Consider the following 25,152-nt stretch of genomic DNA (forward strand, 5'->3'; position numbering starts at 1 on the left):
TCGGAGATCAGGATGAAATTTTTGGTGGTGGGTGGCGCGGGTTATATTGGCTCGCACATGGTGAAGCAGCTACTGAGCGCAGGTCACGATCTTGTGGTGGCAGACAATTTCTCAACGGGTTATCGCAGCGCGTTGAGAGGCGGGACATTGGTCGAACTGGACATAGCCGACGAACAGGCACTGGATGTCCTGTTTGCGAGACACCACTTTGATGCTGTGTTCCACTTCGCCTCCTTTATACAGGTGGGCGAATCTGTCGCTGAACCTGCCAAGTACTATCAAAACAACTTCACCGCCACCCTGACGCTGCTCCAGGCGATGGTTCGCGCCGGGGTTAAAAACTTCATTTTTTCCTCTACCGCCGCCGTCTACGGTGACCCGGTGTATGTACCGATAGACGAAGAGCATCCCAAGGCAGCGATCAACCCTTATGGGCGCAGCAAGTGGATGGTGGAGCAGATGCTAGAAGATTTCGATCGTGCATACGGGCTGAAATCTGTCTGCCTGCGCTACTTCAACGCCGCCGGAGCAGACCCTGAAGGACAGTTAGGTGAACGCCATGAACCGGAAACCCACCTGCTGCCCCTGATCCTGCAAGCAGCCTCGGGACGGCGCGCAACCATCACCGTCTACGGCTGTGATTACGACACACCTGACGGTACTTGCATCCGCGACTACGTCCACGTTGTCGACCTCGTTGCCGCTCACGCGCTTGCCTTGGATTATCTGCTGGCAGGCGGTGCAAGCACGGCGTTCAACCTCGGTAACGGTCAAGGTTTCTCAGTACAGCAAGTGATCGATACCGCGCGCTACGTGACCGGCCAGGCTATATCTGTCAGCGCAGCGCCACGTCGCGCGGGCGATCCACCCCGCCTGGTGGCCGATCCCCGCAGGGCCAACACATTACTTGGCTGGCACCCGCAATTTGGCTCACTTGAACAGATAGTGGCGCATGCCTGGAGCTGGGAGCAGAAGTACCCTTGGCACTGAGCGTCGGCGCCAGCCGATAGCGCCGACCTCGTGCGGATGATGCTCTAGTAGTAAGAGCGGTTTTCAGGCTCGGCTTTGTTCAACACCGTACCAATCAGGTTGGCTGTGCCAAGATGATGCAGACTTTCCTCGATCTCTTTCTTGCTGTTCAATCCATTAGCGACAACGAGCAGGACGCAGTCGAACCTGGGCAGGACGTTAATCACATCATCCGAACTCAACAACGGCGGCAAGTCGAAAATCACGATGCGTGAGTTGTAGCGCTCGCGCAGATCAGCAATCAAATGGCTCACTGCAGGCGATGACAACACTTCGGTGGAAAGAGGAATCGGCTCGCGCGTAGGCAGGACTACAAAGCGCGGCAAAGTCGGGTTGACCAGTACCTCTTGCAGTTCAGCTTCATCTGCCAACAATTCATTAAGCGATTTATCCATCGGCAGTCCCAGATATTCACCCACCTTCGGACGACGCAAGTCGAAGTCCACCAGCAACGCCGTCTTGGTGGTGTGATGCGCAATACTCATCGCCAGGTTTATAGCCAACACCGTCTTGCCTGCCTCCGGGGTCGGCGAGGTGATGGCGAGCGTGCGCCAACCATTTTCCTCCATGATTTTCAGCACTTGTGTACGCAGTAGATCGAATGCTCCGCCCACATTCGAATTTTTGTTGTAAGCCACAATTCGGTTGCGCTCAAGGTGACCCGGTCGCAAAGGTACAACCTTGGTTTGCACATAACTGAGCGCATTCAGACTTGTTGATTGCGCGGTCGGTGTCATGGCTTTTGACGAGGTCTGTTGCTCGGCTTTTTCGGTATCAGAATTGATTATTTCCATGGCTATATTCCTTATGCAAACCGGCCCAAAGCTTTAAATATCAGAAGATCCAGAGGCATATAGAGGAAGTGCAAGAGCACCAGAAAGATCGCGAGTATTGCGACTCCACAGACGATCGATAGCATTCGCCACTTCCTGCGGCGTGCCAGTTCGGCCTTGGTGTGAATGTAAGGAATGGAAACCAGTACGCGTCTACCCAGCACGCTGGCCAAGGCCTGGGCACCGCGTACACGCTGACTCATCATCTCGAGGAGCATCACCAGCGCGCCGGCACCCACCGGGGCAAGCAAGAAACCCATGGCAACCACTTTTTTACGGTTCGGCCGTACCGGTTTTTCGGGCATCAGCGGTGATTCCAGAAGAACGAAACGCTCGGCTTTGTTCTCCTGCTCCAGGCTTTCTGAAATTTTCGCACTCATTTCCTTGGTGCGAATTTCCTCATATTTTTTACGAGCATTATCATGGTCACGCATCACCGTGACCAAGCCGCGCTCGATTTGCGGCGTCTCAATAATTTGTGCCTCGTATTCGGCTATTTTTCCGAGTATTTGCTGCTTTTGATCGGCCAGCGACTTGATCCGTGCTTCGGCTGCGGAGATCCGCGCCTGAGCCCTGGCAACGTCCAGATTGACCGAAGCTGATGCGCCAGCGCCTTTGCCGGCCTGAAGTGCAGCAATTTTGCGCTTGACGGCACGCACGTCGGGGTGGGCTTGCGTATACAGCGACTGCAAGCGGATGTACTCCGCTTTGAGGCTAGCCAGATCCTGTGGTTTATCAGCAGCCGTACCGAGTGCTCCAGGCCTGGTCGCTAGCCCGGCATTCGCGGCGGAAAGCTCCAATTCATTGAAACGCAACTCCTCACGGGCAGTCTTGTAGTCACGGTCGATCTCCTTCAGCTCGGTTTCGGCGCGCGTCAACATGTTCATGCGCAGCTCTTGATGCTCGGGCAGCGCGTTGCTGTGTGCCTGCTTGAAGTCCGCCAGCCGATTCTCAAGGGTTTCCAGTTCCACCCTCAGTTTGTCCGCTTCCTGCGTCAGGAACTCTGTGGTTTCACTGGCGCGTTCGGTGCGCTGCTTGATGTTTTCATCCAGAAACAGCGTCACCAGCTCCTTGGCAACTTTGTTCGCAATCTCTGGCTGGCGGTGCTCAAAGGAAAGACGGAAAGCAATCGTCACCTCTCCGCGCCCCTTGACGGCAGCACTGACGAGGGAGACCACAATCGCATTGCGCATTTCTTCGATCTTCTCGGTAACGGTCAGTTGCCGACTTTGCGAAGCAAAAAGATTGTATTTGTTGATGATCCCTTCCAGATGCTCACGGGTCATCACGCGCTGGCGAATGACTTCGATACGCTCATCGGCAAAGGTATTGTTGTTGGCCGCCACCAGGTCTGGCGAAATCTGCTGAGACTCCACCAGTATCGTGCCGGATGACTCATAGGTAGGCGGGAGAGAGATTGCTACCGCTACGCAAACGCCGAGTATGACCACGAAACTCACGATCAACAGCAGGGCGTGGTGCTTGATGATAGCTAGGTAGTCGTTGAACGACATTTCGTATTCAGTGGCCATATTTCTCACACAGCTGAATGTCAGAGACCGGGATAACTATAAGTCAGCGTCAGCCCGACTACGTTTGCAGTGGCATCCGGCAAGCCATCTTGCTGGCGTTGTTTGTATGTGTAGGATAGGCGGGCAATCCAAAAAGGCGAGAGTTCTTGGCTAAACCAGGCACCGTAATTTTGCAGGGTATTAGGCGTCCGGCCTTTGGCGTCTTGCCAGGAAGCATCGAAACCGGTGCGTCGGGTCTCGTCGATCGAATAGCTCCATGAACCTCTCAGGGCATCAACCTCGACGAAACCACCGTCGCCACTGGCGAGCGTGCTGCGACTGGCATCGATGCTGGTATCAATACGCTCACCGGCATATTGCAGCAATAAACCGCCCTGGCCTTTTGGGCCGCTATCTGTGCCGGAGACTTGGTTGAGACCCACGTAAGCCGTCCCCCTTAGCCGCTCGGAGAATTGGACATTCAAGCCGGTCGTAGGGGTGTAGCTGTTTGAGGAAGCCACCGCAGAACCCTCCTCCGGCTCATAGCGCCTCACGCCAAGACGGGTGAACAGCTCGACCTGCTCACTCCACGCATAGTTCCAGCTGAAGCGGGTTGCCAGCTCGTCATAGTCGGTCAGTGAATCAATATCGTAAGTGACATGAGTGTAGTCAGTTTCGTTAACCAGGGTACTTCGCTCGCTGAGAGCAGTGCTCCAGTTGCCGCCCACCAAATACATCTTTTGCGTGCCATCAGAGGCAACTACGCCGGTTTCCTGGACCACCGTGGAAAGCGTAGAGTTTTCTTCATACCTCGCCACAAGCCCAAAAGCCCCCGTTTCGGTCTCGCGCTGCCACCCCAACCTTAATCTGGGATCTTCACGGTCCGAAACGATCGACGTATCCGACGAACGCACGATATTCACCCCCAGACCGAACCGGTACTCATCCGGCCCGGAAGTACCCACAAGGCTGTAATCGGGGGCGATGATGGTACGAGTCACCCCTTCCTCATCACTCGTGAGCAGCAGTGGGTTGCTGTCGTACTCGACCGTCGAAGGCACGGCTATAGCTGATTGCCAAGTAGCAGCAGAGGCCATGTCCGAACACGACAAAGCCAGGATTGCCGTCGCAACCCCGGTAGTTCGAAATCCAAGCAAGATAATCCTTAGTGCCAAGGCTAAGGCACGACCAGCGTATCGCCGGCTTTAAGTAGAAAATTGGTGGACATGTCATCCCCCGACATCAACTTGCTGTAGTTGACGCGCAGGATCTCTTGTTTAGTCCCGTTGAGTCGCACGACCTTAATGTCGTCTTTATCGGCGAATTTGTCGAGCCCACCCGCCATGCTTATTACCTGCAGCACTGACGTTTGACCTGACATATGCACGGTGCCGGGTTTCAGCACTTTGCCCTGAACGTAGACGAGATTACCTTCGGTGCCGGTGACGACCACGCTCACCTGCGGATCAGGTATGAATTTCTCAAGCCTGGCAGCGATTTGCTGCTCGACAGCGGTGGTATCAAGCCCCTCAACATCGACTCGCCCTACCAGCGGAAAGGTAATGCTGCCGTTGGGGAGTACGCGTACATCCTGCTTGAGCTTGTCTTCCCCCCAAACGGAAATAGAAAGGTTGTCTCCCTGATTCAGCTTGTAAGCCCCGTCATTTTCGACGGCATTGGAAATGCTGGGCCAAACGGCCAGCGCGCACAGCACAGGTATCAATGAACGGAACATCGGGATCCCTCCGTCTAAGTAGCCATGCAAAGAGCTTAGAACAAAAAAACCTAGTCAAATGACTCTAGCCCATTTCACGCAAAAGAAATTACCAAACAGGATCGCTTTGAGCTTCCGGGTGGTCAATTCCGACAATGCAACACACCCAAAACCGGAACGTTAGTGCAAGACAACAAAATAGCGTTATTTAACAACAGGTTGGAACAAGCAAGCTGCCTTCGACGTATTTGCGTCAATATTAGCCACACCCTACCCGCTTGAGCCGGTTTAACTGCAACACCGTCAATCTGTTAATGGCAACCTTTGCCGATGCAACTAACTTTATATCCATACTTACAACCAACGCTTAGTGTCATCCATCTATATCTTCCGTCGGTTGGCAACCACAATAAAACCAATCAATGCGGAAGAGAACAACCATGCTGCCGCTGAAAGCGGTACTGCATTCGGTTGATTGGTATCAGTTGTTTCAGCCAGACTTTTAACCTGGATTGCCGAATCAGTCTTGATCTGCTTATTGTTTGCCGCCGCCATTAATCCGTCACTCGAAGAAGAATTGACGGATACGCCAACGCCTGAGTCAGCGTGATCGATGACACCATTAAATTTGGAGGAATCGGCATTATCGAAATAAATATCGGTGATCAACGAAGGCAAACCAAGACCCTTTCCCAAAGTAAGCGAAGCGCCATCCGCATACTTCTCAAGAACCGCGCCAAGTTTGGGCCTCAACGCCTCGCTGGTATTGCCTATGCGACTAATTTCATAGGCCAGACTGGTCGCCTGCGCACTAGCAACGGCTGCACCATTCAGGATCACGGACAACAACACGAATTTAATGACAAATGTTGAGCGCATAACACCGCCTCCTTGCGTAAGGGGGTTATTCTTTTGTCGGTTTAAGAAATCTATATCGGCTAAATTGAGCCTATAAGCACATCGCCATTACGTCAATAGCTCGTCACAATAATAAATCCAAATTTAAATTCAGGGTGGATGGCGTCAAAATAACGCCACAATATGCCCCGCAACCCAGTAAATTCTATCCCTGTGAAATGGCTTTGCGCATGAGGCGTCAGCCCGCTTCGGGCTGTTGGCGTCGACCCGGAACAGCTTCCCCGCAACGGGCTACGGCGGCTCAGGGAAAGCCATGCACTGGACCGACGACGCCTGCATCGCGATTGAAGGCAGGATGATCACCTGACCATTACTTCGGTTGCGCTACCGTACGCAAATACGGTTTCACCGTCTTAAAGCCTTCCGGGTACTTCTTCCTTGCATCGTCGTCGGATACCGACGTCGGAATGATCACGTCCTCGCCCGGACGCCAGTTCACCGGAGTGGCAACCGTGTGCTTGGCGTTCAACTGGATAGCATCGAGCAGCCGTAATACTTCATCGAAATTGCGCCCGGCACTCATCGGGTAGACCAGCATCGCCTTGATCTTTTTATCCGGACCGACAATGAACACTGAACGCACCGTTGCGTTGTCCACGGCAGTACGAGCGCCGCCACTGGCGTTCGGGTGAATCATGTCGTAGAGCTTGGCCACCACCAGGTTCTCATCGCCGATCATTGGGTAGTTGACTGCATGGCCCTGGGTTTCTTCGATGTCTTTGGACCAGGTCTGATGGTTACCGACCGGGTCGACGCTGAGACCGATAATCTTGGTGTTGCGTTTGTCGAACTCCGGCTTGAGCCCGGCCATATAACCGAGTTCAGTGGTGCAGACCGGGGTGAAGTCCTTCGGGTGTGAGAACAGGATGGCCCACTTGTCGCCAATCCATTCGTGGAAATGGAGCGTGCCTTCAGTGGTTTCGGCGGTGAAATCCGGTGCTTCGTCGCCAATACGAATGGTCATATGCGTTCTCCTCGCTGTGAAGGGTAGGGACACTCTCGGAACGATCCAGTATAGGAGACCTTGAAGACTTCGCTCTGTATCCGCGATCCGCCAAAGGGCTAGCAGACCTATCCGCTGCATACCGATTTACGAGACGAAATGCTGCCTATACTGCAATCCGGGGTCGATAGAGAAACGGACAAAGCGCCAAGTACTCAGCCTGTCAGGTTGAGGTCATGGAAGCTGACGCCGAGCCGTCAGGAAATGCAGAAAGTGGCCCTGCTCTGATGCTGCCCGCACGGTGTTTTCCGCACTCGGGTTCCCCAATCCAACTGCCCTGATTGTCTGCGCCAAGGACCTGACAGATGAATGTGATCGAATACTTTGATCGAGTAAGAATCATCAATATCTCGTCAAGAAAGGATCGCCGTTTAGAAACAGTTGAAGAGTTCACTCGCAACGGCTTTCACATCGATGATGAAAAAACAGGCTTTTTTGAGGCTGTTACGCCCACTGAGGGAAATGGCTTCCCGAGCGTCGGTGTCAGAGGCTGCTTTCTGAGTCATCTGGGGGTGCTGGAAGAGGCAATCCGCCTGAATTTGAAAAATGTCTTGATCCTGGAGGACGACATACAGTTTTCCAGACACATTTCTCAATACGGTAGAGAGGCCATCAAGGCTCTGGAAGGTTTGGAGTGGGACATCGTCTATTTCGGGCATCCGTTTGAAGAAAATTCAAACTTGCCCGCCTGGAAAGCAGTCGACCGGCCAATACACCTGGCCCATTTCTATGCTGTAAACGGGAAGTGTTTTGGGAAATTGAGGGATTTTTTATTCGAGATTCTGGAGCGGCCACCGGGACATCCTGACGGAGGCCCAATGCATTATGACGCGGCTCTCAATACGCTCATTCATAAGAACAAAGAAATTTCGGCTTATTATTTCACCTGGAATTGTGGCTACCAAAGGCCCTCGCGGACCGACCTGCATGAGCTTTCCCTGTTTGACAGGGTGCCTATCCTGCGACCGGTAATGGGTATGCTCAGGAGGTTAAAGGCAAAAAACCTGAGAAGGACTCGATAGTTCTCCCTCTACAGGAAAGGCCTCAATTACCCGACTGACGTACCAGCCCGGCACGGCGCAGAACCGTGTCCGGATGATTGTGGCGGGCCGCCCTCCTCATTTGCGTGCCAACTTGTACCGCACGCACTCCTCGTAAAAGCTCTCGCGCAGGGCTGCGGGCTTCATCCGAGAATGACTGTCATAGGTCTGCTCGGTAATGCCCATCGCCATCATGTGCATCCACGGCTTGCTGAATTTGTAGGTATGTAGCTTCTGCCGCGCTGCATACAGGGAAACCCCGGACAGCTTGAGTTCCTGGGCTTTTGCCGCGGTACCTGCGCCCCAGCTGCAAATGTAACGATCACTCGATGCCAGCTCTTTGGCCTGGACAGAGGCGGCAACGCTCGCCAGGCCTAACGAAATCAGCGCAACCATCACATTCCGCATTTAAATTCGATCCCAACTAACTGAAAGTAAATTGATTTTGGTCAAAAGATTCAATCTTCGGGGCCAGCAAAATGCCTTAAGTGCGCTATAGCCGGTTTTTCTCCTGTCGTACGGACGTTTCTTGCGCCAATTCAATCCTTTGCTATAGCTAACGCTCTCTCCCGCCAACAAATGAGGCAACGGAATGTCAGTCGCAAAGAAAATGACAGTGGGGCAACTGACGATGTTGACAGCCGTCAACATGTTGGGCTCCGGTATTGTGCTACTCCCCACAAAACTTGCCGAAGTCGGCGGTATTTCCATCCTTTCCTGGCTGATCACGGCCACCGGCTCCCTGGCGCTGGCCTATGCCTTTGCGCGCTGCGGGATGCTCAGCCGAAAGACCGGGGGCATGGGCGGCTATGCCGAATACACTTTCGGCAAGGCAGGCAACTACATCACCAACTACACCTATGGCCTCTCGCTGTTGATTGCCAACGTGGCGATCAGTATTACTGCGGTCGGCTATATCCAGGAGCTGTTCCATGTTCAGCTTGATTCACTGCAAGTGGGTCTGGCGACCATCGCTCTGTTGTGGATCACCACTTTCGCCAACTTCGGCGGCGCGCGGATTACCGGCCGGATCGGTGCGATCACGGTTTGGGGGGTGATTGCGCCAGTGGTATTGGTATCCACCATTGGCTGGTTCTGGTTCGACAGCAGTGTCTACGCCGCCGGCTGGAACCCGCATAACATGGGCTGGTTCGATGCCGCAGGTGCATCGGTGGCGATCACCTTGTGGGCCTTCCTCGGTCTCGAGTCGGCTTGCGCCAACACCGATGCCGTGGAAAACCCGGAGAAGAACGTACCGATTGCAGTCCTCGGCGGTACCCTCGGCGCGGCGGTGATCTACATCGTCTCTACCAACGTCATTGCCGGCATTGTCGATAACCCGGAACTGGCCTCCTCCACCGCACCGTTCGGGCTGGTCTTTGCCAAGATGTTCACGCCTATGGTCGGCGACATTGTGATGGCTGCGATGGTATTGGCGTGCATCGGTTCGCTGCTGGGCTGGCAGTTCACCATCGCGCAGGTTTACAAAAGCTCTGCGGACACCGGTTATTTCCTGTCGATCTTTGCCAAGTCCAACAAGGCCGGAACACCCATTATCGGCATGCTGGTGCTGCTGGCAGTGCAAACGGCGCTGGCTTTTCTCACCATCAGCCCTGACCTGAGCAAGCAGTTCGACACACTCGTCAACCTCGCGGTGGTCACCAACCTGGTGCCCTACATCCTATCCATGGCCGCGCTGATGACCATGCAAAAAGTGTCCAACGTACCGGCGGGCAAGGCCTTGGCCACCAACATCATTGCGTGGGTGGCTGCGGCTTACAGCTACCTGGCGCTCTACAGCTCGGGCCCGCAGGCGCTGATGCTCGGCGGCGTGGCAACGATCTTCGGCTATACGCTGTTCGGCTTCGTCAACAACCGCCTGATCCGCCTCGAAGCACTCAATAACAGCGTACCAACACAGACCGTCAACGCTCGGCACATCACGGGCAAACCGGTGCCGGTCAATAACTTGCATGCAGTCAGAGTGGAGGCTTAATCATGATGGAACATAGACATTCGCTTGGAATGCTCACGCTGTTGGTCAGCAGCCCGCCGGACAAACGCACCGTCTTCGGTCGCGCCCTGGATCAGTTGATCAACGATGTGGAGGAACGCGCAGTCCAGGTGCTGGCGTCGGAAACCCTGAGCGATGCCACGTCGATCCTGCGCTCGGACCCAGCCATTCAATGCGTGCTACTCAGCTGGGAGATGGACAAAAGCGCAGGTCACGAGGAATGCATCCAACTGCTGGTCAGTCTGCGTGAGCGCAACACCCGCGTGCCGGTTTTCCTGATTAGCGATCGCAGTACCGCGTCGAGCATTCCGCTGGTGGTCATGCAGCACGCCGACGACTTCATCTGGTTGCCCGAGGACACCAGCCGCTTCCTCAGCGGGCGCATCCTGGCAGCCATCGAACGTTATCGCCAAGCCGCACTGCCTCCCATGTTCGGGGCGCTGGTGAAGTTTTCCCGAAGCTATGAATACTCCTGGCACACCCCTGGACATGCTGGCGGCACAGCTTTTTTGAAGAGCACCGCGGGGCGCGCTTTCTATGAGTTTTTTGGCGAGAACCTGCTGCGTTCGGACCTGTCGATTTCGGTCGGCGAACTCGGTTCGCTGCTTGATCACAGCGGCCCTATCGGCCAGGGCGAGCGCTACGCCGCCAAAGTGTTCGGGGCCCACCGCACCTACTACGTCACCAACGGCTCGTCGATGTCTAACCGCGTCATCCTCATGGCCAGCGTTACGCGCAATCAGATCGCCCTGTGTGACCGCAACTGCCACAAGTCCGCCGAACATGCGATGACCCTGTCCGGTGCCATCCCGACCTATCTGGTACCGACCCGCAATCGCTACGGCATCATTGGCCCGATCCTGCCGCAAACCCTGAGCGCCAGCGGCGTGAAAGACGCCATTGCCAGTAACCCGCTGGTCAAGCAAGGCATCGACCCGACACCCGTCCACGCGATCATCACCAACTCCACCTACGACGGCCTGACCTACAACGTCACCCGCGTCGAAGAGTTGCTGGGGCAAAGCGTCGATCGTCTGCATTTCGATGAAGCCTGGTACGGTTATGCGCGTTTCAACCCGCTGTACCGCGAGCGCCACGCCATGCACGGCAGCCCGGACGATCACGACGACTCGAAGCCGACGGTGTTCGCCACCCAGTCGACCCACAAGTTGCTGGCCGCCCTCTCCCAGGCCTCGATGATTCACGTGCGTAACGGCCGCAATCCGATCGATCATGGTCGCTTCAACGAGTCGTACATGATGCATGCCTCGACTTCGCCGAATTACGCGATCATGGCTTCATGCGACGTCAGCTCGGCGATGATGGACGCGCCCAGCGGGCAAATCCTCACCACCGAATCGATCGAAGAGGCTATCAGTTTCCGCCAGGTAGTCTCGCGCATGCACAACGAGATGTTGAGCAAGGAAGAGTGGTTCTTTACCTGCTGGCAGCCGCCGACCGTGCAGGTTGGCGCGGCCACCGTGCCGTTCCATGAAGTCGACCCGGTGCTTTTGAAAACCGAGCCGAACTGCTGGGTGTTGCATCCCAACGCGGTATGGCACGGCTTCGGCGACATCGAAGAAGGCTACTGCATGCTCGACCCGATCAAGGTCTCGGTGCTCAGCCCCGGCATGGGCGACGACGGCAACCTGCTCGACTCGGGCATCCCGGCCTGTGTGCTCACGGCCTACCTGGGACGCCAGGGCATCGTGGTCGAGAAAACCACCGACTTCACTATTCTGTTCCTGTTCTCTATCGGGATCACCAAAGGCAAATGGGGCACGTTGCTCAATGCCCTGCTCGACTTCAAACGCGATTATGACGACAACGTCGAACTGGAACTGTGCCTGCCGGATCTGCTGGCCGCCAACCAGGCTCGTTATGCCGGCATGGGCCTCAAGGACCTGGCCGACGAAATCTTCGCCGCCATGAAGAAACACAAAACCACCGCCAACATGGCCCAGGCGTTCGGCACACTGCCCAAAGCCGAATTCAGCCCGGTGGAGGCCTACGAAAAACTGGTCAGAAACGACATCGAACGGGTGACACTCGAAGAAGCCGCCGGGCGTATCGCTGCGACCGGGATCGTGCCGTATCCACCGGGCATTCCATTGCTGATGCCGGGCGAAAACGCCGGGGCTGCGGACGGCCCGTTGCTGGCCTATCTCAAGGCACTGGAAGCCTTCGACAGATCCTTCCCGGGTTTCACCCATGACACCCATGGGATTGAAAGCGAGGGCGGGGTTTATAGCTTGCTGGTGTTGAAATGAACTAGCGCCTGTACACAGTGCAAAGTAAAACAACGGGCGCCTTGAAGGCGCCCGTTTTACATGTCTTTTCCTGAGCGGGTAATCCGTGGGGTTTAAACCCTCACATTGCGTCCCGGCAACGAAGATCGCGAACTCGATGAAGCGCTGGGTTTTCGCCGGGAGCAACTGCGTCTCGGTGAGGGCATACACCGACTGATCAAGGCGTTGAGCAGTGGTGAACCGCACGTCCTTATGACTGGATTCGACTCCCCTTGAAAGCCTCACGCCGTGCGTTTCGTTCTTCGATGTAGGCGGCGCTCGGCTCGCTGATCAGCTCTTCACGGCGCAACAGTTCGCCGCAATGTTCGCAAAGCGGCCCCAGCCCGGCGGGTTGGCCACAGGTTTTGTGGGTGTAAACGACCGCCAACTCTTCCTCTGGCGACTTGCACCAGGTTTCACCCCACGCGCGCAGCGCAAGGATCACCGAATAGAAGGCCTGCCCTTTCGGGGTGAGGTGATACTCGTAGCGTGGCGGCCGCTCGTTATAGGGACGGCGAGCGACGAGTCCGTCAGACTCCATATTTTTCAGGCGTGCGGCAACCATTTGCGGGGTTCCTCCGGTCTGCGCCTGGATTTCGTCGAATCGATGGCTCCCCATGAACAACTCACGCAGGACCAGTACGGTCCAGCGGTCGCCTGCGACCGCCTCAGCCCGTGCAATCGGGCACAGGGTTTGCGCAGCACTCGTGTTTACCGACATAAGGACTTGCCTCTCCTACAGTTACTATGATTATCATATCTAAATCGTACCTGGGCAAACCCTCGGCGCGAGTCATCCAAAATCCCTGGAGAAAATCGCCATGTCCAAAGCCATTTATCCCCTCACCAGAACCGCGTATCTGCTGGTCGATCCTTACAATGATTTTCTGTCGGAAGGCGGAAAGGTCTACCCCTTGATCAAGCCGATTGCCGAGCAAGTCGGCCTGCTCGAAAATCTGCGCGCCCTCGACCGCGCCGTCCGTGCACTCGATATTCCGGTGGTCATCGTACCGCACCGCCGTTGGGAACAAGGCGACTACGAAGGATGGGATCATCCGAGCCCTACCCAGTGCAAGGTCATGCACATGCATCACTTCGCACGCGGGGAATGGGGCGGGGAATGGCACCCCGATTTCACGCCCAAGGACGGCGACATCGTCGTTCAGGAACATTGGGGCTCGAGCGGCTTTGCCAACACCGACCTTGATTTTCGCCTCAAGCAGAAAGGCATCACGCACGTGATCATCGTGGGTCTGCTGGCGAATACCTGCATCGAGGCAACCGCGCGCTACGCCGTGGAACTCGGTTACCACGTCACACTGGTACGTGATGCGACCGCTGCCTTCAAGCCGGAAATGATGCAGGCCGCGCATGAACTCAACGGCCCCACGTTCGCCCACGCCATTGTGGCGACGAACGAGCTCATCGCGTCTCTGGCACAGCAGGGGTGACACACATGACATTGACTGCAAACCTCACTATCGGCGCAAACGAAGTCCCGGCCATTGAAGGGACAATGAAGGCGCTCAACCCCGCAACCAACCAGTTGATCGAGCCGGATTTCGCACTCGGTGGTATGGCAGACGTCAACCAGGCCGCGATGCTTGCCGACGAAGCATTCGACCATTACAGCCATACCTCGCTCACCCGGCGCGCGGCGTTCCTGGAAAGCATTGCCGACAATCTCGACGCTGTCCGTCATGAGCTTGCCGCACGGGCCGCGCTCGAAACGGGCCTGCCTGAGGCTCAGCTTGAAGGCGAAGCGGTAAAAGCTGCCACCCAGTTTCGCCAGTTCGCGGCGGTCGTACGTAAAGGACGCTTCCTCCAGCTGGCCATCGATCCGGCCCAGCCCCATCGTCAGCCTCGCCCACGCATGGATCATCGACTTCAGAAAATGGCAATCGGCCCTGTGGCTATTTTCGGCGCGAGTAATTTTCCCATTTCCTATTCGGTCGCAGGTGGCGATACCGCTTCGGCATTGGCAGCTGGCGCGACCGTCATCGTGAAGGCGCATAACGCCCATCCAGGCGCATCGGAAATTCAGGCGCGTGCCATCCGCAAGGCGGTACACGAGAACGGACTGCCTGAGGGTGTTTTCTCGATGGTGCGTGGCATTGGCAACACGATCGGCGAAGCCTTGGTCGATCATCCGTTGATCAAGGCCGTGACGTTCACCGGCTCGGAGCATGGCGGCATGGCGCTGTATCGGCGTGCGCAGCTACGCCCTGATCCCATTCCCGTATTCACCGAGATGACCAGCGTCAACCCCACGTTCATCCTGCCCCATGCGCTGGCCGAGCGTGGAGCGCAAATCGGTGCTGGCTTTATCGAACGCATGCTGGTCAATGTGGGGCAAGCCTGCCTCAGACCCGCCATCCTCTTCGCCATCAAAGGAGCTGGCTTTGAAGCGCTGCGCGCCGCCATGGCAAAAGGCGTCACCGAAGCATCGGCGCGCACGATGTTGACGCCAGGTATTCATGCCTCCTACTTGAGCGGCCTCGGCGCAATGGAGAGCGTCGGTGCAAATCGCATCGCCGAAGGCTCGCGAGCCAACGCTGATTTTGATGGCCAATCGGTGTTGCATGAGGTCGACGGTCAACGCTTCCTGACCGAAACGGTACTTGCGCAAGAAGTATTCGGTCCCTCAGCACTGCTGGTGAACGTCAAGGATGAGGATGAACTGCTTGCCGTCGCTCGCTCGCTCAAGGGCCAGCTCAGCGCCGCCATGCATCTTGATGAGCGCGATATGCCGCTGGCTCATCGCATGCTGCCGGTCCTGGAGCGGCGTACCGGGCGAATCGTGGTCAACGCTTTCGCGCACCCTCAGGAGGTGACTTTCGCCACCATCCACGGTGGACCGTTTCCGGCAACGTCGGACAGCCGTTTCACCTCGGTGGGCATGACGTCGATTGAACGCTTTTTGCGCCCGGTGTCCTACCAGGGTTTTCCGGATGCGCTATTGCCTGAGACATTGCGCGAGTTTGATCCCTTGGGGCTGCCTCGCCTCGTAGACGGCCAATAAAAGCCGTCCTTGAGGCAGTCTTTGCCAATCCGCCCGGTAGTACCCGTTCGTTGAGCGAGGCTGCCGGTCAACCCCATGGACTCAGCCCTTGGCCGCCATCGCCGTGACTTCCACACGCATGCCTTCAACCGCCAGGGAGGCCACGCCAACGGCGGCTCGAACCGGCCAGGGCTTGGCGAAGAAACGCTGGTAAACCTCGTTGAAGGCGGCGCGGTCGGCCATGTCGGTAAGGTAGATGGTCAGGTGCAGAACCCGGTCCATGGAACTGCCGGCGTGCTCCAGCGCAACCTTGAGCGCCTGCAGGGTGCATTCGCTTTGCAAAGTGATGTCGCCCAGTTCCAGGCTGCCGTCAGCGCGGGTGGGAATCTGAGTGGAGACCAGCAGGCCGCCGAAACCGGCGACATCGGAAGAGATGGATTGCGGATCGGGGTCGGGGAGAAAGGTCAGATCGTGGTTTGCCATGGGTGTCTCTTGCTTGAGAGGGTAAAGAGGCTGTCGAGTATATAGCGGCTGGGAACTCGGTGTGGAAGGCCCCGTTTTGAAAGCGATATCTACTGGATTGAGAGTCCAAGTCTTGTGTAGCAAGCCCTGGATTCATCAATCGGCACCTACTCCTCAAAGCGACCAGCGGGGTCACGATCGCGCTCGTAGCGTCTCATGAGCGGAAACGCCGGCAACCAGGATTCACGACGCACGATCCAGCTTTCGTAGGTAGGCCTCAGTTGGTCCGGGGCATCCAGCGACCCCAGGTTCACTTCGATTTCGTCGTCGCTGCGGGCGAAAACAGACGAGCCGCAGCGGGGACAGAAAAATCGCCCGCCGTAGTCGCGTGTTTCACCTTCAATCGTCACCGCATTCTGAGGAAATATCGCGCAAGCATTAAAAAGCGCCCCATGATGCTTGCGGCAGTCGAGGCAGTGACAAAGGCCAACCCGATACGGGAGTCCCGACGCCTCAATTCGGACGTTGCCGCACAGGCAACCCCCCGTGAATCGCTCCATGCTGCGTCTCCTCTGAAATCAAACAGTCGGAACGTGATGAATTGCACCCTGCCTGTGCCCGACTTTTAAGCCTAGACCCGGCGTTTCCCGTTCGCCAGAACGGCAAATACCCTATGGGCAAACCCGATTGCAGCACTCTATGATTGACCCCATGACCACCACGCCTCCGATCCGCCAACCCTGCCCACCCGGCGTCTGCGACTGCGGGCGAGACCCGCTGCTGGAAACACCGGGGGCGGACGTGCGCATTCTGTTTCTGACCCGCTCAGAGGAAAAGCGCCTGATCGAACGTCTGGAAAACCTCCAGAGCCTGAGCGATCTGGAACGCCTGCAACAACGGATGTATGAGCAGTTGGGCATTCGCGTCGACATCGCCCCCGGTTTCAACGAAGTACGCACCATGCGCGGTATCGGTATCAACCTGGGTGAACAACCGGGGCTATGCCGCAAAACCCGTCAGTCGATCCCGGCCGCGATTCGTCGCGCACTGGAGAAGCGCCCGGAAATCGCCTACGCGCTGCTTAACGCCAACGACCTGTTGCGCGATGCGTGAAATCAGCGGCATGAATATCGCCCTCCAGGCACCGGAAAAATTCGTTGCCATATAGCGAAACAGGATCAGCGGTCATGCGCCGAGTCTGGCCCGCTGCTATGCCTTCTCATGGGAGCAGTGGTTTCAAGCCAGTCAGGGATGAAACTGGACATTCAAGCGTGACCTTGGTCCCGGCACCCACCAGGTGCGCGAAGAGCAACAGGTGCCAATCCGTCGCAGGAGGTGGCAAATGTTATTCATAGTCAGTTGGTCTATCAGTTCGGCAAATCGTAACAACGCGATCGAGCGTTTCCTCAAGACCGGAGGTGCGCCACCCGCTGGCGTCAAGATGCTTGGACGTTGGCACGCCATCGGTGGTGCATCCGGTTTTGGCGTGGCAGAGGCCAGTGATCCGGCAACCATTCAGAAGTGGGTGCTGGAATGGAGCGACCTTATGACCATGGAAGTCCAGGCGGCACTGACCGATGAACAGATAGCGCCGCTGCTGGCGGCCGCTATCGGCAAGCAATAGTCGTTGGGGCGGCGAGCCGGGCTCGCCGCCCCATGCCCTTCCGCGTTGGAACAATACATTCTCTATGATCGATCCAGGCACGGGAAACAAAGGCCTGTGGTCGAAAAACCAATAACTGGAAATTTAACGATTCATACCTACGCTCATCGCGGGGGGATCCAGTGGATGGCCGGTCGGGGGGCTCGTCTCAGGGTACGCCAGACGCAAACCGGACTTTTACCGTGCCAATGCGAGAATCCTGGCGCATTGCGGCCGGAGCCACCTATGCTCTGAACGAGGTCACCGGCATTGAATGTCAGCTGGGCCATGGTCTGGCCGGGCGATAAGCCGGTGGAGGAGACCATATTCACGTCGGGTATATTCGAACTTCTAGTCAGTTCGACACTGCCTGGATTCAAGCCGTCACCGGCAACATGACTTGGCGCTTCTAATGATCTGCTACCGAAAAAACGACTTAATCCATGGAGCACACACCACTATGAATCTGTCCCGAAAGCTGTTTATTGGCGTTGCGCTGACCAGCCTGCTGCTCGGCGGTTGCACCTCGAAAGTCACCGAGCGTGAGCAGTATTCCGGCTTCCTGTCCAACTACAACAATTTGCAGCAAGTCACCACCACCAGCGGCGAAACAGCCATGCGCTGGGTCAGCCCGTCCTGGAATCCAGAGGCCTATAACACCGTGGTTTTCAATAAGCTGGAGCTCTACCCGGCGCCCAAGCCTAATGAGCGGGTCAACCAGCAAACCCTGGACGAGTTGCAGAGCTACATGACCAGTAAGGCCAAAGGTGTGCTGGGTCAGAAATATCGGGTGGTATCGAGCACGAAATCAGCGCCAGCCGGTTCAAAAACCTTGATCATGCGCGCGGCGATCACCGGAGTGAGTGCCGAAACCGAAGGCATGAAGTGGTATGAAGTGGTGCCGATTGCCGCCGTCGTCGGGGGTGTTTCCGCCGCCAGTGGTCACCGCGATCAGGACACCACACTGTTCATCGAGGCCGAGTTCGTCGACGCCAGCAACAACCAGACCGTGGCCAAAGTCGTGCGCAAAGTCTTTGGCACCACACTGGAAAACGCCAGCCAGAAGATCACCACCAAGGATTTCAAAGTCGCAATCGACAAGCTGACCAGCGACCTGCAGGCCTTTATCAAATAGCTTTTTTTTAGAAGCACGGCTTGCCGGCGATGGCGTTCTAAAGGGCGCCATCGCCGGCAAGCCGTGCTCCTACAAGATGTACGTGGCTATTTTTTCATCCCGACCCGCCGCCGCATCTCGGCGGTGATCGATTGCCGGGTTTTCTTCAAATCCTTCCAGGGCTCGTCGCCGACCTCGGCCAGGCGTTGATGCACTGTGTGGATGTTCCACTGATTGCCCCCCTTGAGCTCCCCCACCTCTTCGCGAAAGATCGGCACCGACACCGGCAGCCCTTCGCGGGCGCGCACGGCGTAAGCGCAGATGGTCGTGGCCCCGAGGCCATTGCGCAGGTAATCGATGAAGATCCGCCCGACCCGGTTCTTTGGGCCCGACACAGCGGAAAAACGCTCCGGCAGCAACTTGGCCATATGGCTGACGATTGCGTGGCTGAAGTCTTTCACCTCATCCCAACCCAGCTTGCGCGTCAGTGGCACCACCAGGTGAATCCCCTTGCCGCCGCTGGTCTTGAGAAACGCCTTGAGTCCCAGTTCATCGAGCACCGAGAGGGTCAGTTGAGTCGCCTCGACCATGCTTTTCCAGGGCAGCGCCGGGTCCGGGTCGAGGTCGAGGACGAAGCAGTCGGGTTTGTCGAGGTTGTCCGAGGTGGCGTTCCAGGTGTGCAACTCAACAGTGCTCATCTGCACGGCGCCGATCAAGGCTTCGGCGTTATTGATGATCATCACCGGTTGCCCGGTGAGTGCCTTGTCCAGGGTGGTAATTCCCGGAATGGCTAGGCGCTCGGCGTTCTTCTGGAAAAACAGTTCGCCGGCAATGCCGTCCGGCGCACGCACCAACGCCACGGGGCGATCCTTGAGTTCAGGCAAAATCCACTCGGCGACGCTGGCGTAATACTCCGCCAGTTGCACTTTGGTGGCGCCGCTGCTGGCGTCGATCACCCGCTCGGGGTGAGTGATGCGCACCTTGCCCTCGCCCAGGCCGATTTGTGAGGGTGCGGGCGTGGCTTTCTTTTTGGCAGGGGTGGAAGGTTTTTCGGCAGTGGTCTTTTTCGCGGCTGAAGTCTTCACGGCTTTCGGACGCTCCTCGGTAATGTCTTCGGCAGGTTTGTCGTCACGCAGACCATGGAACACCGCATGACGGACTGAACCTTCTTTGGTCATTTCGGCAAAAGCGACCTCCGCCAGCAGTGTCGGCTTGAGCCAGTGCACACCCTTGGCGTCAAAACCGCTCGGCGGATTGACCACTGGGATCTTTTTCGTCTGCAACGGTTTCAGTTGCTCATAAATGCGCTTGAGCGTCGTCTCGTTAAACCCGGTGCCGACCTTCCCCGCGTAACGCAACTCACCGCTATCGCGGTCATGCAACCCCAGCAGCAGCGCACCGAAGGCATTGCGCGAGCCTTTCGGGTCGGTGAAGCCGACCACCACAAATTCCTGTCGATGCTTGCACTTGAGCTTGATCCAGTCGCTGCTGCGCCGAGACACGTAAGGCGTGCCCAGGCGTTTGCCGATCAGCCCTTCCATCTGCATTTGGCAGGCGCTGTTGAGCAACGCTTGCGGTTCTTCGCTAAAGGAATCGGAGAAGCGCAGCAGCGGATCTTTATTGGGGTTGAGCACGGTCGACAGTGCAACCCTTCGCTCCTCGACCGGCACCTCGCGCAGGTCCACACCGTTGAGGTAAGGCATGTCGAACAGGTAGTAGAGGATGTTGCCGCTGCGGCCCGAGTCGAAGGCGTTTTGCAAGGCCTGGAAATCCGGCACACCCTGTTCGTTGGCGACCACCATTTCCCCGTCGAGCCAGGCCGATTCGAGACCCAGCGCCGCCAACGCCTGGGCTTGCCTGGGCAGTTTATGGGTCCAGTCATGGCCGTTGCGGGTGAACAGTTTGACTTCGTCGTGGTCGATGCGGGCCATGATCCGATAGCCATCGAACTTGATCTCATAGCTCCACTCGCCGCCTGGGGCCTTTTCGACCAGCGTCGCCAGTTGCGGCTTGAGCATCTCCGGCAATTTGGCTTTGCGGGCGCCCGTCAAGGGTGCCGATTTTTCGTTGCGCGCCGGGCTGGCAGGTTTGTCGACGGGCTTGGGTTTGGCAGCAGTCTTCGGCTTTTTGCCAACGATGGTCCGGTCACTGAGCACGCTGTCGGGCTCAGCGGCGACTACGTCGTAATCGCTTTCGGGCCTGGCCGCGCCGTCCTGATGCTTGATCAGAAACCATTGCTCCTGCTTGCCTGGCATGTGCGTGCGCACCAGGTTCCACAGCCCTCCCAGCTTCTCGCCCTTTAGCTCGAATTTGAGCTTGCCCTTGGCGTATGCCTCGGCCGGGGCGTCCTGAGGAATCCAGACTCCCCGGTCCCAGACAATCACCTCGCCGGCACCGTAATGCCCTTCGGGAATACTGCCCTCGAAGGTGGCGTAATCAATCGGATGGTCTTCAACGTGCACTGCCAGGCGCTTGACCTTGGGGTCCAGTGACGGGCCTTTGGGCACCGCCCAGCTTTTCAGCGCGCCATCGAGCTCCAGGCGAAAGTCGTAATGCAGGCGCGAGGCGTCGTGCTTTTGGATGCAGAACTGCAACGCATGGTCTTTCGCGGTTTTCTTGCCCGAACGTTTGCCGGCAGCCGGTTCAGAGGTTGCCGAAAAATCGCGCATGCGATTGTAATCGTCCAGGCTCCTGCTCATGGCGCACCTGCTGACGCGGTCACGGTGCCCCCGATGCCTGGGCCGATACGCGTGACAATCAGGGCGACGACGGCAATTCGCTCCACCCGCTGATAGCCTGGCGTCAACAGCTCTTCACCGAACACGTCGGGGTCGATTTCATGGTAGGTCCAGCCGAACATCGGCGACTCCAGGCGCGGCGCCACTGCATCCAGAAACGGATCGATGCCATCGATCATTGCCACGCCGGTGTACAGCACCAGCGAACCACCGGGAGTCAACCGATACAGGGCCTGTTCGACAATGCGCAACGACAATTGCGCGCCCAGCGCGCCACCGCCATGCCGGTAAGCACGCTCGGCCGGGTCGGCCATGTACGGCGGATTGGCGACGATCAGGTCGAATTGGCCGTCGACGTCTTGCAGCACGTCACTGGCCTCGATGCTGACGTTAGCCACCTCGGCGAGGGCGACGTTGACCGCCGTCATGCGTAACGCCAACGGGTTGATGTCCACGGCCAGGACTTCCGCTTCCCGGCGTGCGCGGGCAATCAAAATCGCCCCGACGCCCGCACCGCAGCCGATGTCCACGGCGCGCCTGATCGGCGCGAAGCTGTGTTGCAGATGGTCGTGAATCAGCTGAGCAAAACGGTAGGTGTCGGGGCCGAAGAACACCGCGTCAGCGGCATCAGTGGGGTAACCCGAATGCACGAACAACAGGTCATCGAGGCTTGACCAGCGCACATGACTTTTCAGTCGACCATTGCATTCATCGAGGACGCCAGCCTGTTGCAACTGTCGCTGCTCATCCACCGACAACAGGCCAGGCTCAAACGGCCGCGACCAGCCGAACACTTCGCGCAGGGTCCGGGCGCTTTGCCCGAAAGAGCGATCATTGACCCGCTGATGGGTCAGCGGCGTTGGCGTGATGAATCGATAACCGTCGGCCTGCAAACGGCGCCCCAGTTGCAACAAGGCCAGATCGGCGGCGCCAAGGTGTTCTTCCTGATTCATGAAGGGCTCCCTATCGAAAACCGGATTTGAGTTCGATGAACCGTCGCGTGGCCAGCAGGCCAGCGGGGTGGGCGTGCCGATGGGCGGATAACCACGGAATCAAGACTTGCATTTGCTCGTCGGCGGCAAGCCCTTTAAGTGTAGCGTGCAGGCTTTGGACATCCGGGTCATTGGCGGGCACGGGTGGTTCCGTCGCGGCGCGGCTACTGCGTCGAACCGCAGCGGGCGATCGCTCAGGTCGCCAATCTCCGGCAATCCAGTCGTGCAGCAGTTGTTTTTCGTAGGGGCTGAACACCCCGAACATGGCCGCACCGTCACCCTCGACCAGTTGCCAGAAACGACTCGCTTGCGGGTCCTGGTGACGTTTGATCCAGCCCTTGTTTTCCATGGCGCTGAGAAAGCCTGGCAACTGCTCCGGCGACGACAGCCATTGATTGACGGTCTGGCCTTCCAACCGGCAATAGTCGGAATGCATGTGCTGACCAAACGGGCGCTTGCGCTCAAGCATGCTCAGCAACTCGCCGTACAGGTCGAACGATTCGATGATCTCGCGACTACCCTGCCCCAGATCGTTGAGCCGATAACCCAGCGCAACCCTGCGCAGAAAGTCTTCGCGGTCGGCTTCCACCGGCAACAATTGCAGCACCGACTGCACGGCCTTTTGCGCGTGGCCGGTGCTGGCATTGTCGATGGTCACGTGCAGGGTGAAGTAATACGGATCGATGCCCAGCTCACTGAGTTCATAGGCGCTGATCAGCAAGTGCAGCGGCAGTTGTTCATAGCCGAGGTTGTAGCCGATCACTTCCGGCAAAAAATCGTCGCTGCAATAACCCAGCGCCAATTGCACCGCACCTTGCAAGTAACGCTCGTCCGGGATGAACGGATTGTCCAGCAAGCCCTGTTCGGCGAGCAGCTTGCGGTATATCACCACATGATTTCGCGCCGGGTTGCCCTCCCCCAACTCTTCCAGATAGGTGCAAATCAGCCCTTCGAAACGCGGGTCATGCCAGTGCCGCAGCAGTCCATACAGCCACGCGCCGTCCACCAGTTTGGTCGGGGCAACGGCTTGCAGGAAATACAACGCGTGCGCCTTGTTGGTAAAGAACTGCCGCGGTCCGCCGTCCTTGCGCTGTTGCAGGTAATCGGCGTATTGGCGTGCTACATCGGCGCAGTGCTGTTCGACAAAGGTTTGCAGTGCCGACAGGTCTCGCGGCATGTCCTCGGGCAGGTCTGCGGCTTGCGCAAGTTGCGCCTCCAGGAAGGTTTTTCCGAGTGCGCGCTGGTGTTCGATATCGTCGCTCAGCAATAACTGTTCGTAGATACGTTTCAGGCTGCCGGCGGTCAGGATCGCGCGCTCGGGGGCCGGCTGGGATTCAAGTCGTGTCAGGGCAGTCATGGGCGTATCTCTCGGTCTGAGGCCAGTGGCAGGACGCTCAATCAGCACGTCTCTACATCAGCAGAGCGACACCCCCGGAAGAAAATTCCATCAGCGTGGGAATCGCCCGGACAGACGGGCTTGTGGCACGGCACCCGGTACCGGATCGAGTGAATATACTCAGCGGGTGTGGTCTCATCCTTCGGAGAGCAATCATGCGAACGATTCATGTCATCGAGTCCGACAAAAAACCCGACCCGGTCAGTGTCGTGGGTGAGGCCATCACCATTCTTGCGGGCGGGGATCTGAGCAAACCTTTTGAAATGCATATCCAGGAAGGCGTGCAAGGCGGTGGGCCGCCCGCGCACTTTCATCCATGGGACGAAGCGTTCTACGTCATCGACGGGCAGGTGGAAGTGACCGTTGCGGGCAAGGCCACCACACTTTCCCCCGGGGGGTATGTGCATATTCCCGCTGGGACTATTCATGCCTACAAGAACATCAGTGCGACGGCTAAGATGATCGGCGTAGTGTCTGATCCGCGTGGTGGCGAGTTCTTTGCCGCACTGGATCAGCTCAAAGTGCCGCAGGATTTGCCGCAGATATTGGCAATCGCCGAGCGCTTCGGCGTTACGTTTTTGGTGCCGAAAGCCCCCATGACCTCGTAGGCGTTGATCGTTCCCACGCTCCGCGTGGGAACGCCTCTCGGGACGCTCCGCGTTCCATCCACGATGCCAGAGCCTTACCCGGCAACTTGGTGACGCAAAGCGCAGAAACGATCATCAGGCCACGCCACCTTTGGCCTGTTGCTCCAGATGCACTTGCAGGTCCGGATCGATGTTCAGCGCCGCAGCCAGTTCATCCAGATAGCGACGTTCGGCGTCCTGTTGGTCGTCCACCAGCATCACACTGGCCAGGTACATTTCCGCCGCCATGCCGGAATCCGTAGCCGACTGCGCCACATCGGCGGCGTCCAGCGGCCGCGCGACTTCGTCATCCAGCCATTGCTGGAGCTCTGGATCATCGGTGTGGCGGCCGATCTCGGTGCTGATCATCTGCTTCTCGGCGGCATCAATCCGGCCATCGGCCTTCGCCGCCGCAATCAATGCCCGAAGAATCGCATGGCTGTGGTCCTCGACTTCCGGGCCGGACAACAGGTCGACAGTGCGCGGTGCCGGTTGCGGCGCCGAGGCCTGGCTGCGTTGCCAGGCTTGATAAGCCTGGAATGCCATCATTCCGAGCGAAGCCAGTGCCGCGTAGTTAGTGCCGCCACCCGAGCGGGTCCGGGTCGAACCACCCATGGTTGAGCCACCGCCCAGCAGACCACCGAGCAAACCACCCAGGCCACCGCCCCCGGCGCTTGACCCGGCACTGCCGCCCAACAGGCCGCCGAGCAACCCACCGAGACCACCTTGGGCCGACGCGCCACCGCCACCCTGTTGCGACATTGAGCCTTGACCGGCCCGCAGTAGTTGTTCGAGCAGATCGCTGGTGTTCATGAGATGTCCTCATCAGTT

General features: G+C 57.6%; 24 protein-coding genes and 1 pseudogene. 11 read left to right on the top strand and 14 right to left on the bottom strand.

Translation table 11 applies throughout. The features are described 5' to 3' along the window. Positions 1-12: 12 nt before the first annotated feature. Entirely contained in the window at positions 13-990 is a 978-nt protein-coding gene (galE, locus tag BLW70_RS22680) for a UDP-glucose 4-epimerase GalE (protein ID WP_074877781.1), read from the top strand. A 44-nt stretch (positions 991-1,034) separates the two neighbouring features. Here galE and BLW70_RS22685 read toward each other — a convergent pair whose 3' ends face one another. The 6 genes from BLW70_RS22685 to BLW70_RS22710 form a co-directional block, all read right to left on the bottom strand. Continuing rightward, on the bottom strand, positions 1,035-1,766 hold the full coding sequence (locus BLW70_RS22685; RefSeq protein WP_232252300.1) for a CpsD/CapB family tyrosine-protein kinase: 732 nt from the start codon (positions 1,764-1,766) through the stop codon (positions 1,035-1,037). A gap of 68 nt (positions 1,767-1,834) precedes the next feature. Next, a complete protein-coding gene (locus tag BLW70_RS22690) occupies positions 1,835-3,394 on the bottom strand; it encodes a GumC family protein (protein WP_074877786.1) in 1,560 nt (519 codons plus the stop codon). Positions 3,395-3,414: 20 nt separating this feature from the next. Next, positions 3,415-4,470: a hypothetical protein gene (locus BLW70_RS22695; protein ID WP_074880757.1), complete on the bottom strand. Its 1,056-nt coding sequence runs from the start codon at positions 4,468-4,470 to the stop codon at positions 3,415-3,417. A gap of 80 nt (positions 4,471-4,550) precedes the next feature. Continuing rightward, on the bottom strand, positions 4,551-5,108 hold the full coding sequence (locus BLW70_RS22700; RefSeq protein ID WP_074877788.1) for a polysaccharide biosynthesis/export family protein: 558 nt from the start codon (positions 5,106-5,108) through the stop codon (positions 4,551-4,553). A gap of 360 nt (positions 5,109-5,468) precedes the next feature. Then, positions 5,469-5,966, bottom strand: coding sequence for a hypothetical protein (locus BLW70_RS22705; RefSeq protein WP_074877790.1), 498 nt, complete (start codon positions 5,964-5,966; stop codon positions 5,469-5,471). A 349-nt stretch (positions 5,967-6,315) separates the two neighbouring features. Continuing rightward, positions 6,316-6,969: a peroxiredoxin gene (locus BLW70_RS22710; RefSeq protein WP_074877792.1), complete on the bottom strand. Its 654-nt coding sequence runs from the start codon at positions 6,967-6,969 to the stop codon at positions 6,316-6,318. 344 nt (positions 6,970-7,313) lie between these two features. Between BLW70_RS22710 and BLW70_RS22715 the strand changes: the two genes are divergently transcribed. Further along, a complete protein-coding gene (locus BLW70_RS22715; RefSeq protein WP_083383388.1) occupies positions 7,314-8,030 on the top strand; it encodes a glycosyltransferase family 25 protein in 717 nt (238 codons plus the stop codon). 96 nt (positions 8,031-8,126) lie between these two features. On the opposite strand, the gene BLW70_RS22720 is transcribed toward BLW70_RS22715, so the two are convergent. After that, positions 8,127-8,456, bottom strand: a complete 330-nt coding sequence (locus tag BLW70_RS22720; protein ID WP_074877794.1) for a hypothetical protein — start codon at positions 8,454-8,456, stop codon at positions 8,127-8,129. A gap of 184 nt (positions 8,457-8,640) precedes the next feature. Between BLW70_RS22720 and potE the strand changes: the two genes are divergently transcribed. Together potE and BLW70_RS22730 are read left to right on the top strand one after the other, a co-directional pair. Continuing rightward, the gene (gene potE / locus BLW70_RS22725) at positions 8,641-10,044 is read left to right on the top strand and encodes a putrescine-ornithine antiporter (protein WP_074877797.1); all 1,404 of its coding nucleotides are present in this window, start codon (positions 8,641-8,643) and stop codon (positions 10,042-10,044) included. A 2-nt stretch (positions 10,045-10,046) separates the two neighbouring features. Beyond that, positions 10,047-12,332, top strand: a complete 2,286-nt coding sequence (locus BLW70_RS22730) for an Orn/Lys/Arg family decarboxylase (protein ID WP_074877800.1) — start codon at positions 10,047-10,049, stop codon at positions 12,330-12,332. Between the two features lie 229 nt (positions 12,333-12,561). On the opposite strand, the gene BLW70_RS22735 is transcribed toward BLW70_RS22730, so the two are convergent. After that, entirely contained in the window at positions 12,562-13,071 is a 510-nt protein-coding gene (locus BLW70_RS22735) for a winged helix-turn-helix transcriptional regulator (RefSeq protein WP_074877802.1), read from the bottom strand. Between the two features lie 100 nt (positions 13,072-13,171). Between BLW70_RS22735 and BLW70_RS22740 the strand changes: the two genes are divergently transcribed. Both BLW70_RS22740 and BLW70_RS22745 read left to right on the top strand, forming a co-directional pair. Continuing rightward, positions 13,172-13,801 carry a cysteine hydrolase family protein gene (locus BLW70_RS22740; protein WP_074877803.1) on the top strand — a complete coding sequence of 210 codons (630 nt, stop codon included), beginning with the start codon at positions 13,172-13,174 and terminating at the stop codon, positions 13,799-13,801. A 5-nt stretch (positions 13,802-13,806) separates the two neighbouring features. Continuing rightward, positions 13,807-15,372: an aldehyde dehydrogenase (NADP(+)) gene (locus BLW70_RS22745; RefSeq protein WP_074877806.1), complete on the top strand. Its 1,566-nt coding sequence runs from the start codon at positions 13,807-13,809 to the stop codon at positions 15,370-15,372. Positions 15,373-15,453: 81 nt separating this feature from the next. On the opposite strand, the gene BLW70_RS22750 is transcribed toward BLW70_RS22745, so the two are convergent. Both BLW70_RS22750 and BLW70_RS22755 read right to left on the bottom strand, forming a co-directional pair. Further along, a complete protein-coding gene (locus BLW70_RS22750) occupies positions 15,454-15,834 on the bottom strand; it encodes a RidA family protein (protein WP_074877808.1) in 381 nt (126 codons plus the stop codon). 146 nt (positions 15,835-15,980) lie between these two features. Beyond that, the gene (locus tag BLW70_RS22755; protein ID WP_074877810.1) at positions 15,981-16,373 is read right to left on the bottom strand and encodes a GFA family protein; all 393 of its coding nucleotides are present in this window, start codon (positions 16,371-16,373) and stop codon (positions 15,981-15,983) included. Positions 16,374-16,524: 151 nt separating this feature from the next. Between BLW70_RS22755 and BLW70_RS22760 the strand changes: the two genes are divergently transcribed. The 4 genes and pseudogenes from BLW70_RS22760 (at position 16,525) to BLW70_RS22775 (ending at position 18,590) form a co-directional block, all read left to right on the top strand. Then, positions 16,525-16,926: a hypothetical protein gene (locus tag BLW70_RS22760; protein WP_074877812.1), complete on the top strand. Its 402-nt coding sequence runs from the start codon at positions 16,525-16,527 to the stop codon at positions 16,924-16,926. A gap of 229 nt (positions 16,927-17,155) precedes the next feature. Then, positions 17,156-17,437, top strand: coding sequence for a DUF3303 domain-containing protein (locus tag BLW70_RS22765; protein ID WP_074877814.1), 282 nt, complete (start codon positions 17,156-17,158; stop codon positions 17,435-17,437). A 200-nt stretch (positions 17,438-17,637) separates the two neighbouring features. Then, a pseudogene (locus BLW70_RS31195) lies at positions 17,638-17,868 on the top strand (transporter); the annotation flags it as partial. Positions 17,869-17,915: 47 nt separating this feature from the next. Further along, positions 17,916-18,590, top strand: a complete 675-nt coding sequence (locus BLW70_RS22775) for a DUF3313 domain-containing protein (RefSeq protein ID WP_074877815.1) — start codon at positions 17,916-17,918, stop codon at positions 18,588-18,590. 86 nt (positions 18,591-18,676) lie between these two features. Here BLW70_RS22775 and ligD read toward each other — a convergent pair whose 3' ends face one another. From ligD to BLW70_RS22790, 3 genes are read right to left on the bottom strand one after another with little or no spacing between them, the layout of a single operon-like run. After that, a complete protein-coding gene (ligD, locus tag BLW70_RS22780) occupies positions 18,677-21,268 on the bottom strand; it encodes a DNA ligase D (protein ID WP_074877817.1) in 2,592 nt (863 codons plus the stop codon). Further along, entirely contained in the window at positions 21,265-22,260 is a 996-nt protein-coding gene (locus BLW70_RS22785) for a methyltransferase (RefSeq protein ID WP_074877819.1), read from the bottom strand. Before BLW70_RS22785 ends, ligD begins: the two co-directional genes overlap by 4 nt. A gap of 10 nt (positions 22,261-22,270) precedes the next feature. Continuing rightward, positions 22,271-23,656: an iron-containing redox enzyme family protein gene (locus BLW70_RS22790; protein WP_074877822.1), complete on the bottom strand. Its 1,386-nt coding sequence runs from the start codon at positions 23,654-23,656 to the stop codon at positions 22,271-22,273. Positions 23,657-23,850: 194 nt separating this feature from the next. On the opposite strand from BLW70_RS22790, the gene BLW70_RS22795 reads away from it, so the two are divergent. Further along, positions 23,851-24,303, top strand: a complete 453-nt coding sequence (locus tag BLW70_RS22795; RefSeq protein WP_074877824.1) for a cupin domain-containing protein — start codon at positions 23,851-23,853, stop codon at positions 24,301-24,303. A gap of 114 nt (positions 24,304-24,417) precedes the next feature. Here the strand turns inward: BLW70_RS22795 and BLW70_RS22800 are convergent, their stop codons facing one another. Beyond that, the gene (locus BLW70_RS22800; RefSeq protein ID WP_074877826.1) at positions 24,418-25,134 is read right to left on the bottom strand and encodes a tellurite resistance TerB family protein; all 717 of its coding nucleotides are present in this window, start codon (positions 25,132-25,134) and stop codon (positions 24,418-24,420) included. Positions 25,135-25,152: the final 18 nt, after the last annotated feature.

Source organism: Pseudomonas frederiksbergensis, assembly GCF_900105495.1.
Classification (GTDB): Bacteria; Pseudomonadota; Gammaproteobacteria; order Pseudomonadales; family Pseudomonadaceae; genus Aquipseudomonas; species Aquipseudomonas frederiksbergensis.

Coding starts and splice junctions, on each gene's coding strand:
- BLW70_RS22760 (WP_074877812.1), top strand. CDS start 16,525: ATGACCACCACGCCTCCGATCCGCCAACCCTGCCCACCCGGCGTCTGC.
- BLW70_RS22685 (WP_232252300.1), bottom strand. CDS start 1,766: ATGACACCGACCGCGCAATCAACAAGTCTGAATGCGCTCAGTTATGTG.
- ligD (WP_074877817.1), bottom strand. CDS start 21,268: ATGAGCAGGAGCCTGGACGATTACAATCGCATGCGCGATTTTTCGGCA.
- BLW70_RS22690 (WP_074877786.1), bottom strand. CDS start 3,394: ATGGCCACTGAATACGAAATGTCGTTCAACGACTACCTAGCTATCATC.
- BLW70_RS22710 (WP_074877792.1), bottom strand. CDS start 6,969: ATGACCATTCGTATTGGCGACGAAGCACCGGATTTCACCGCCGAAACC.
- BLW70_RS22755 (WP_074877810.1), bottom strand. CDS start 16,373: ATGGAGCGATTCACGGGGGGTTGCCTGTGCGGCAACGTCCGAATTGAG.
- potE (WP_074877797.1), top strand. CDS start 8,641: ATGTCAGTCGCAAAGAAAATGACAGTGGGGCAACTGACGATGTTGACA.
- BLW70_RS22785 (WP_074877819.1), bottom strand. CDS start 22,260: ATGAATCAGGAAGAACACCTTGGCGCCGCCGATCTGGCCTTGTTGCAA.
- BLW70_RS22775 (WP_074877815.1), top strand. CDS start 17,916: ATGAATCTGTCCCGAAAGCTGTTTATTGGCGTTGCGCTGACCAGCCTG.
- BLW70_RS22730 (WP_074877800.1), top strand. CDS start 10,047: ATGATGGAACATAGACATTCGCTTGGAATGCTCACGCTGTTGGTCAGC.
- BLW70_RS22735 (WP_074877802.1), bottom strand. CDS start 13,071: ATGTCGGTAAACACGAGTGCTGCGCAAACCCTGTGCCCGATTGCACGG.
- BLW70_RS22715 (WP_083383388.1), top strand. CDS start 7,314: ATGAATGTGATCGAATACTTTGATCGAGTAAGAATCATCAATATCTCG.
- BLW70_RS22705 (WP_074877790.1), bottom strand. CDS start 5,966: ATGCGCTCAACATTTGTCATTAAATTCGTGTTGTTGTCCGTGATCCTG.
- BLW70_RS22765 (WP_074877814.1), top strand. CDS start 17,156: ATGTTATTCATAGTCAGTTGGTCTATCAGTTCGGCAAATCGTAACAAC.
- BLW70_RS22790 (WP_074877822.1), bottom strand. CDS start 23,656: ATGACTGCCCTGACACGACTTGAATCCCAGCCGGCCCCCGAGCGCGCG.
- BLW70_RS22795 (WP_074877824.1), top strand. CDS start 23,851: ATGCGAACGATTCATGTCATCGAGTCCGACAAAAAACCCGACCCGGTC.
- BLW70_RS22745 (WP_074877806.1), top strand. CDS start 13,807: ATGACATTGACTGCAAACCTCACTATCGGCGCAAACGAAGTCCCGGCC.
- galE (WP_074877781.1), top strand. CDS start 13: ATGAAATTTTTGGTGGTGGGTGGCGCGGGTTATATTGGCTCGCACATG.
- BLW70_RS22700 (WP_074877788.1), bottom strand. CDS start 5,108: ATGTTCCGTTCATTGATACCTGTGCTGTGCGCGCTGGCCGTTTGGCCC.
- BLW70_RS22720 (WP_074877794.1), bottom strand. CDS start 8,456: ATGCGGAATGTGATGGTTGCGCTGATTTCGTTAGGCCTGGCGAGCGTT.
- BLW70_RS22750 (WP_074877808.1), bottom strand. CDS start 15,834: ATGGCAAACCACGATCTGACCTTTCTCCCCGACCCCGATCCGCAATCC.
- BLW70_RS22695 (WP_074880757.1), bottom strand. CDS start 4,470: ATGGCCTCTGCTGCTACTTGGCAATCAGCTATAGCCGTGCCTTCGACG.
- BLW70_RS22800 (WP_074877826.1), bottom strand. CDS start 25,134: ATGAACACCAGCGATCTGCTCGAACAACTACTGCGGGCCGGTCAAGGC.
- BLW70_RS22740 (WP_074877803.1), top strand. CDS start 13,172: ATGTCCAAAGCCATTTATCCCCTCACCAGAACCGCGTATCTGCTGGTC.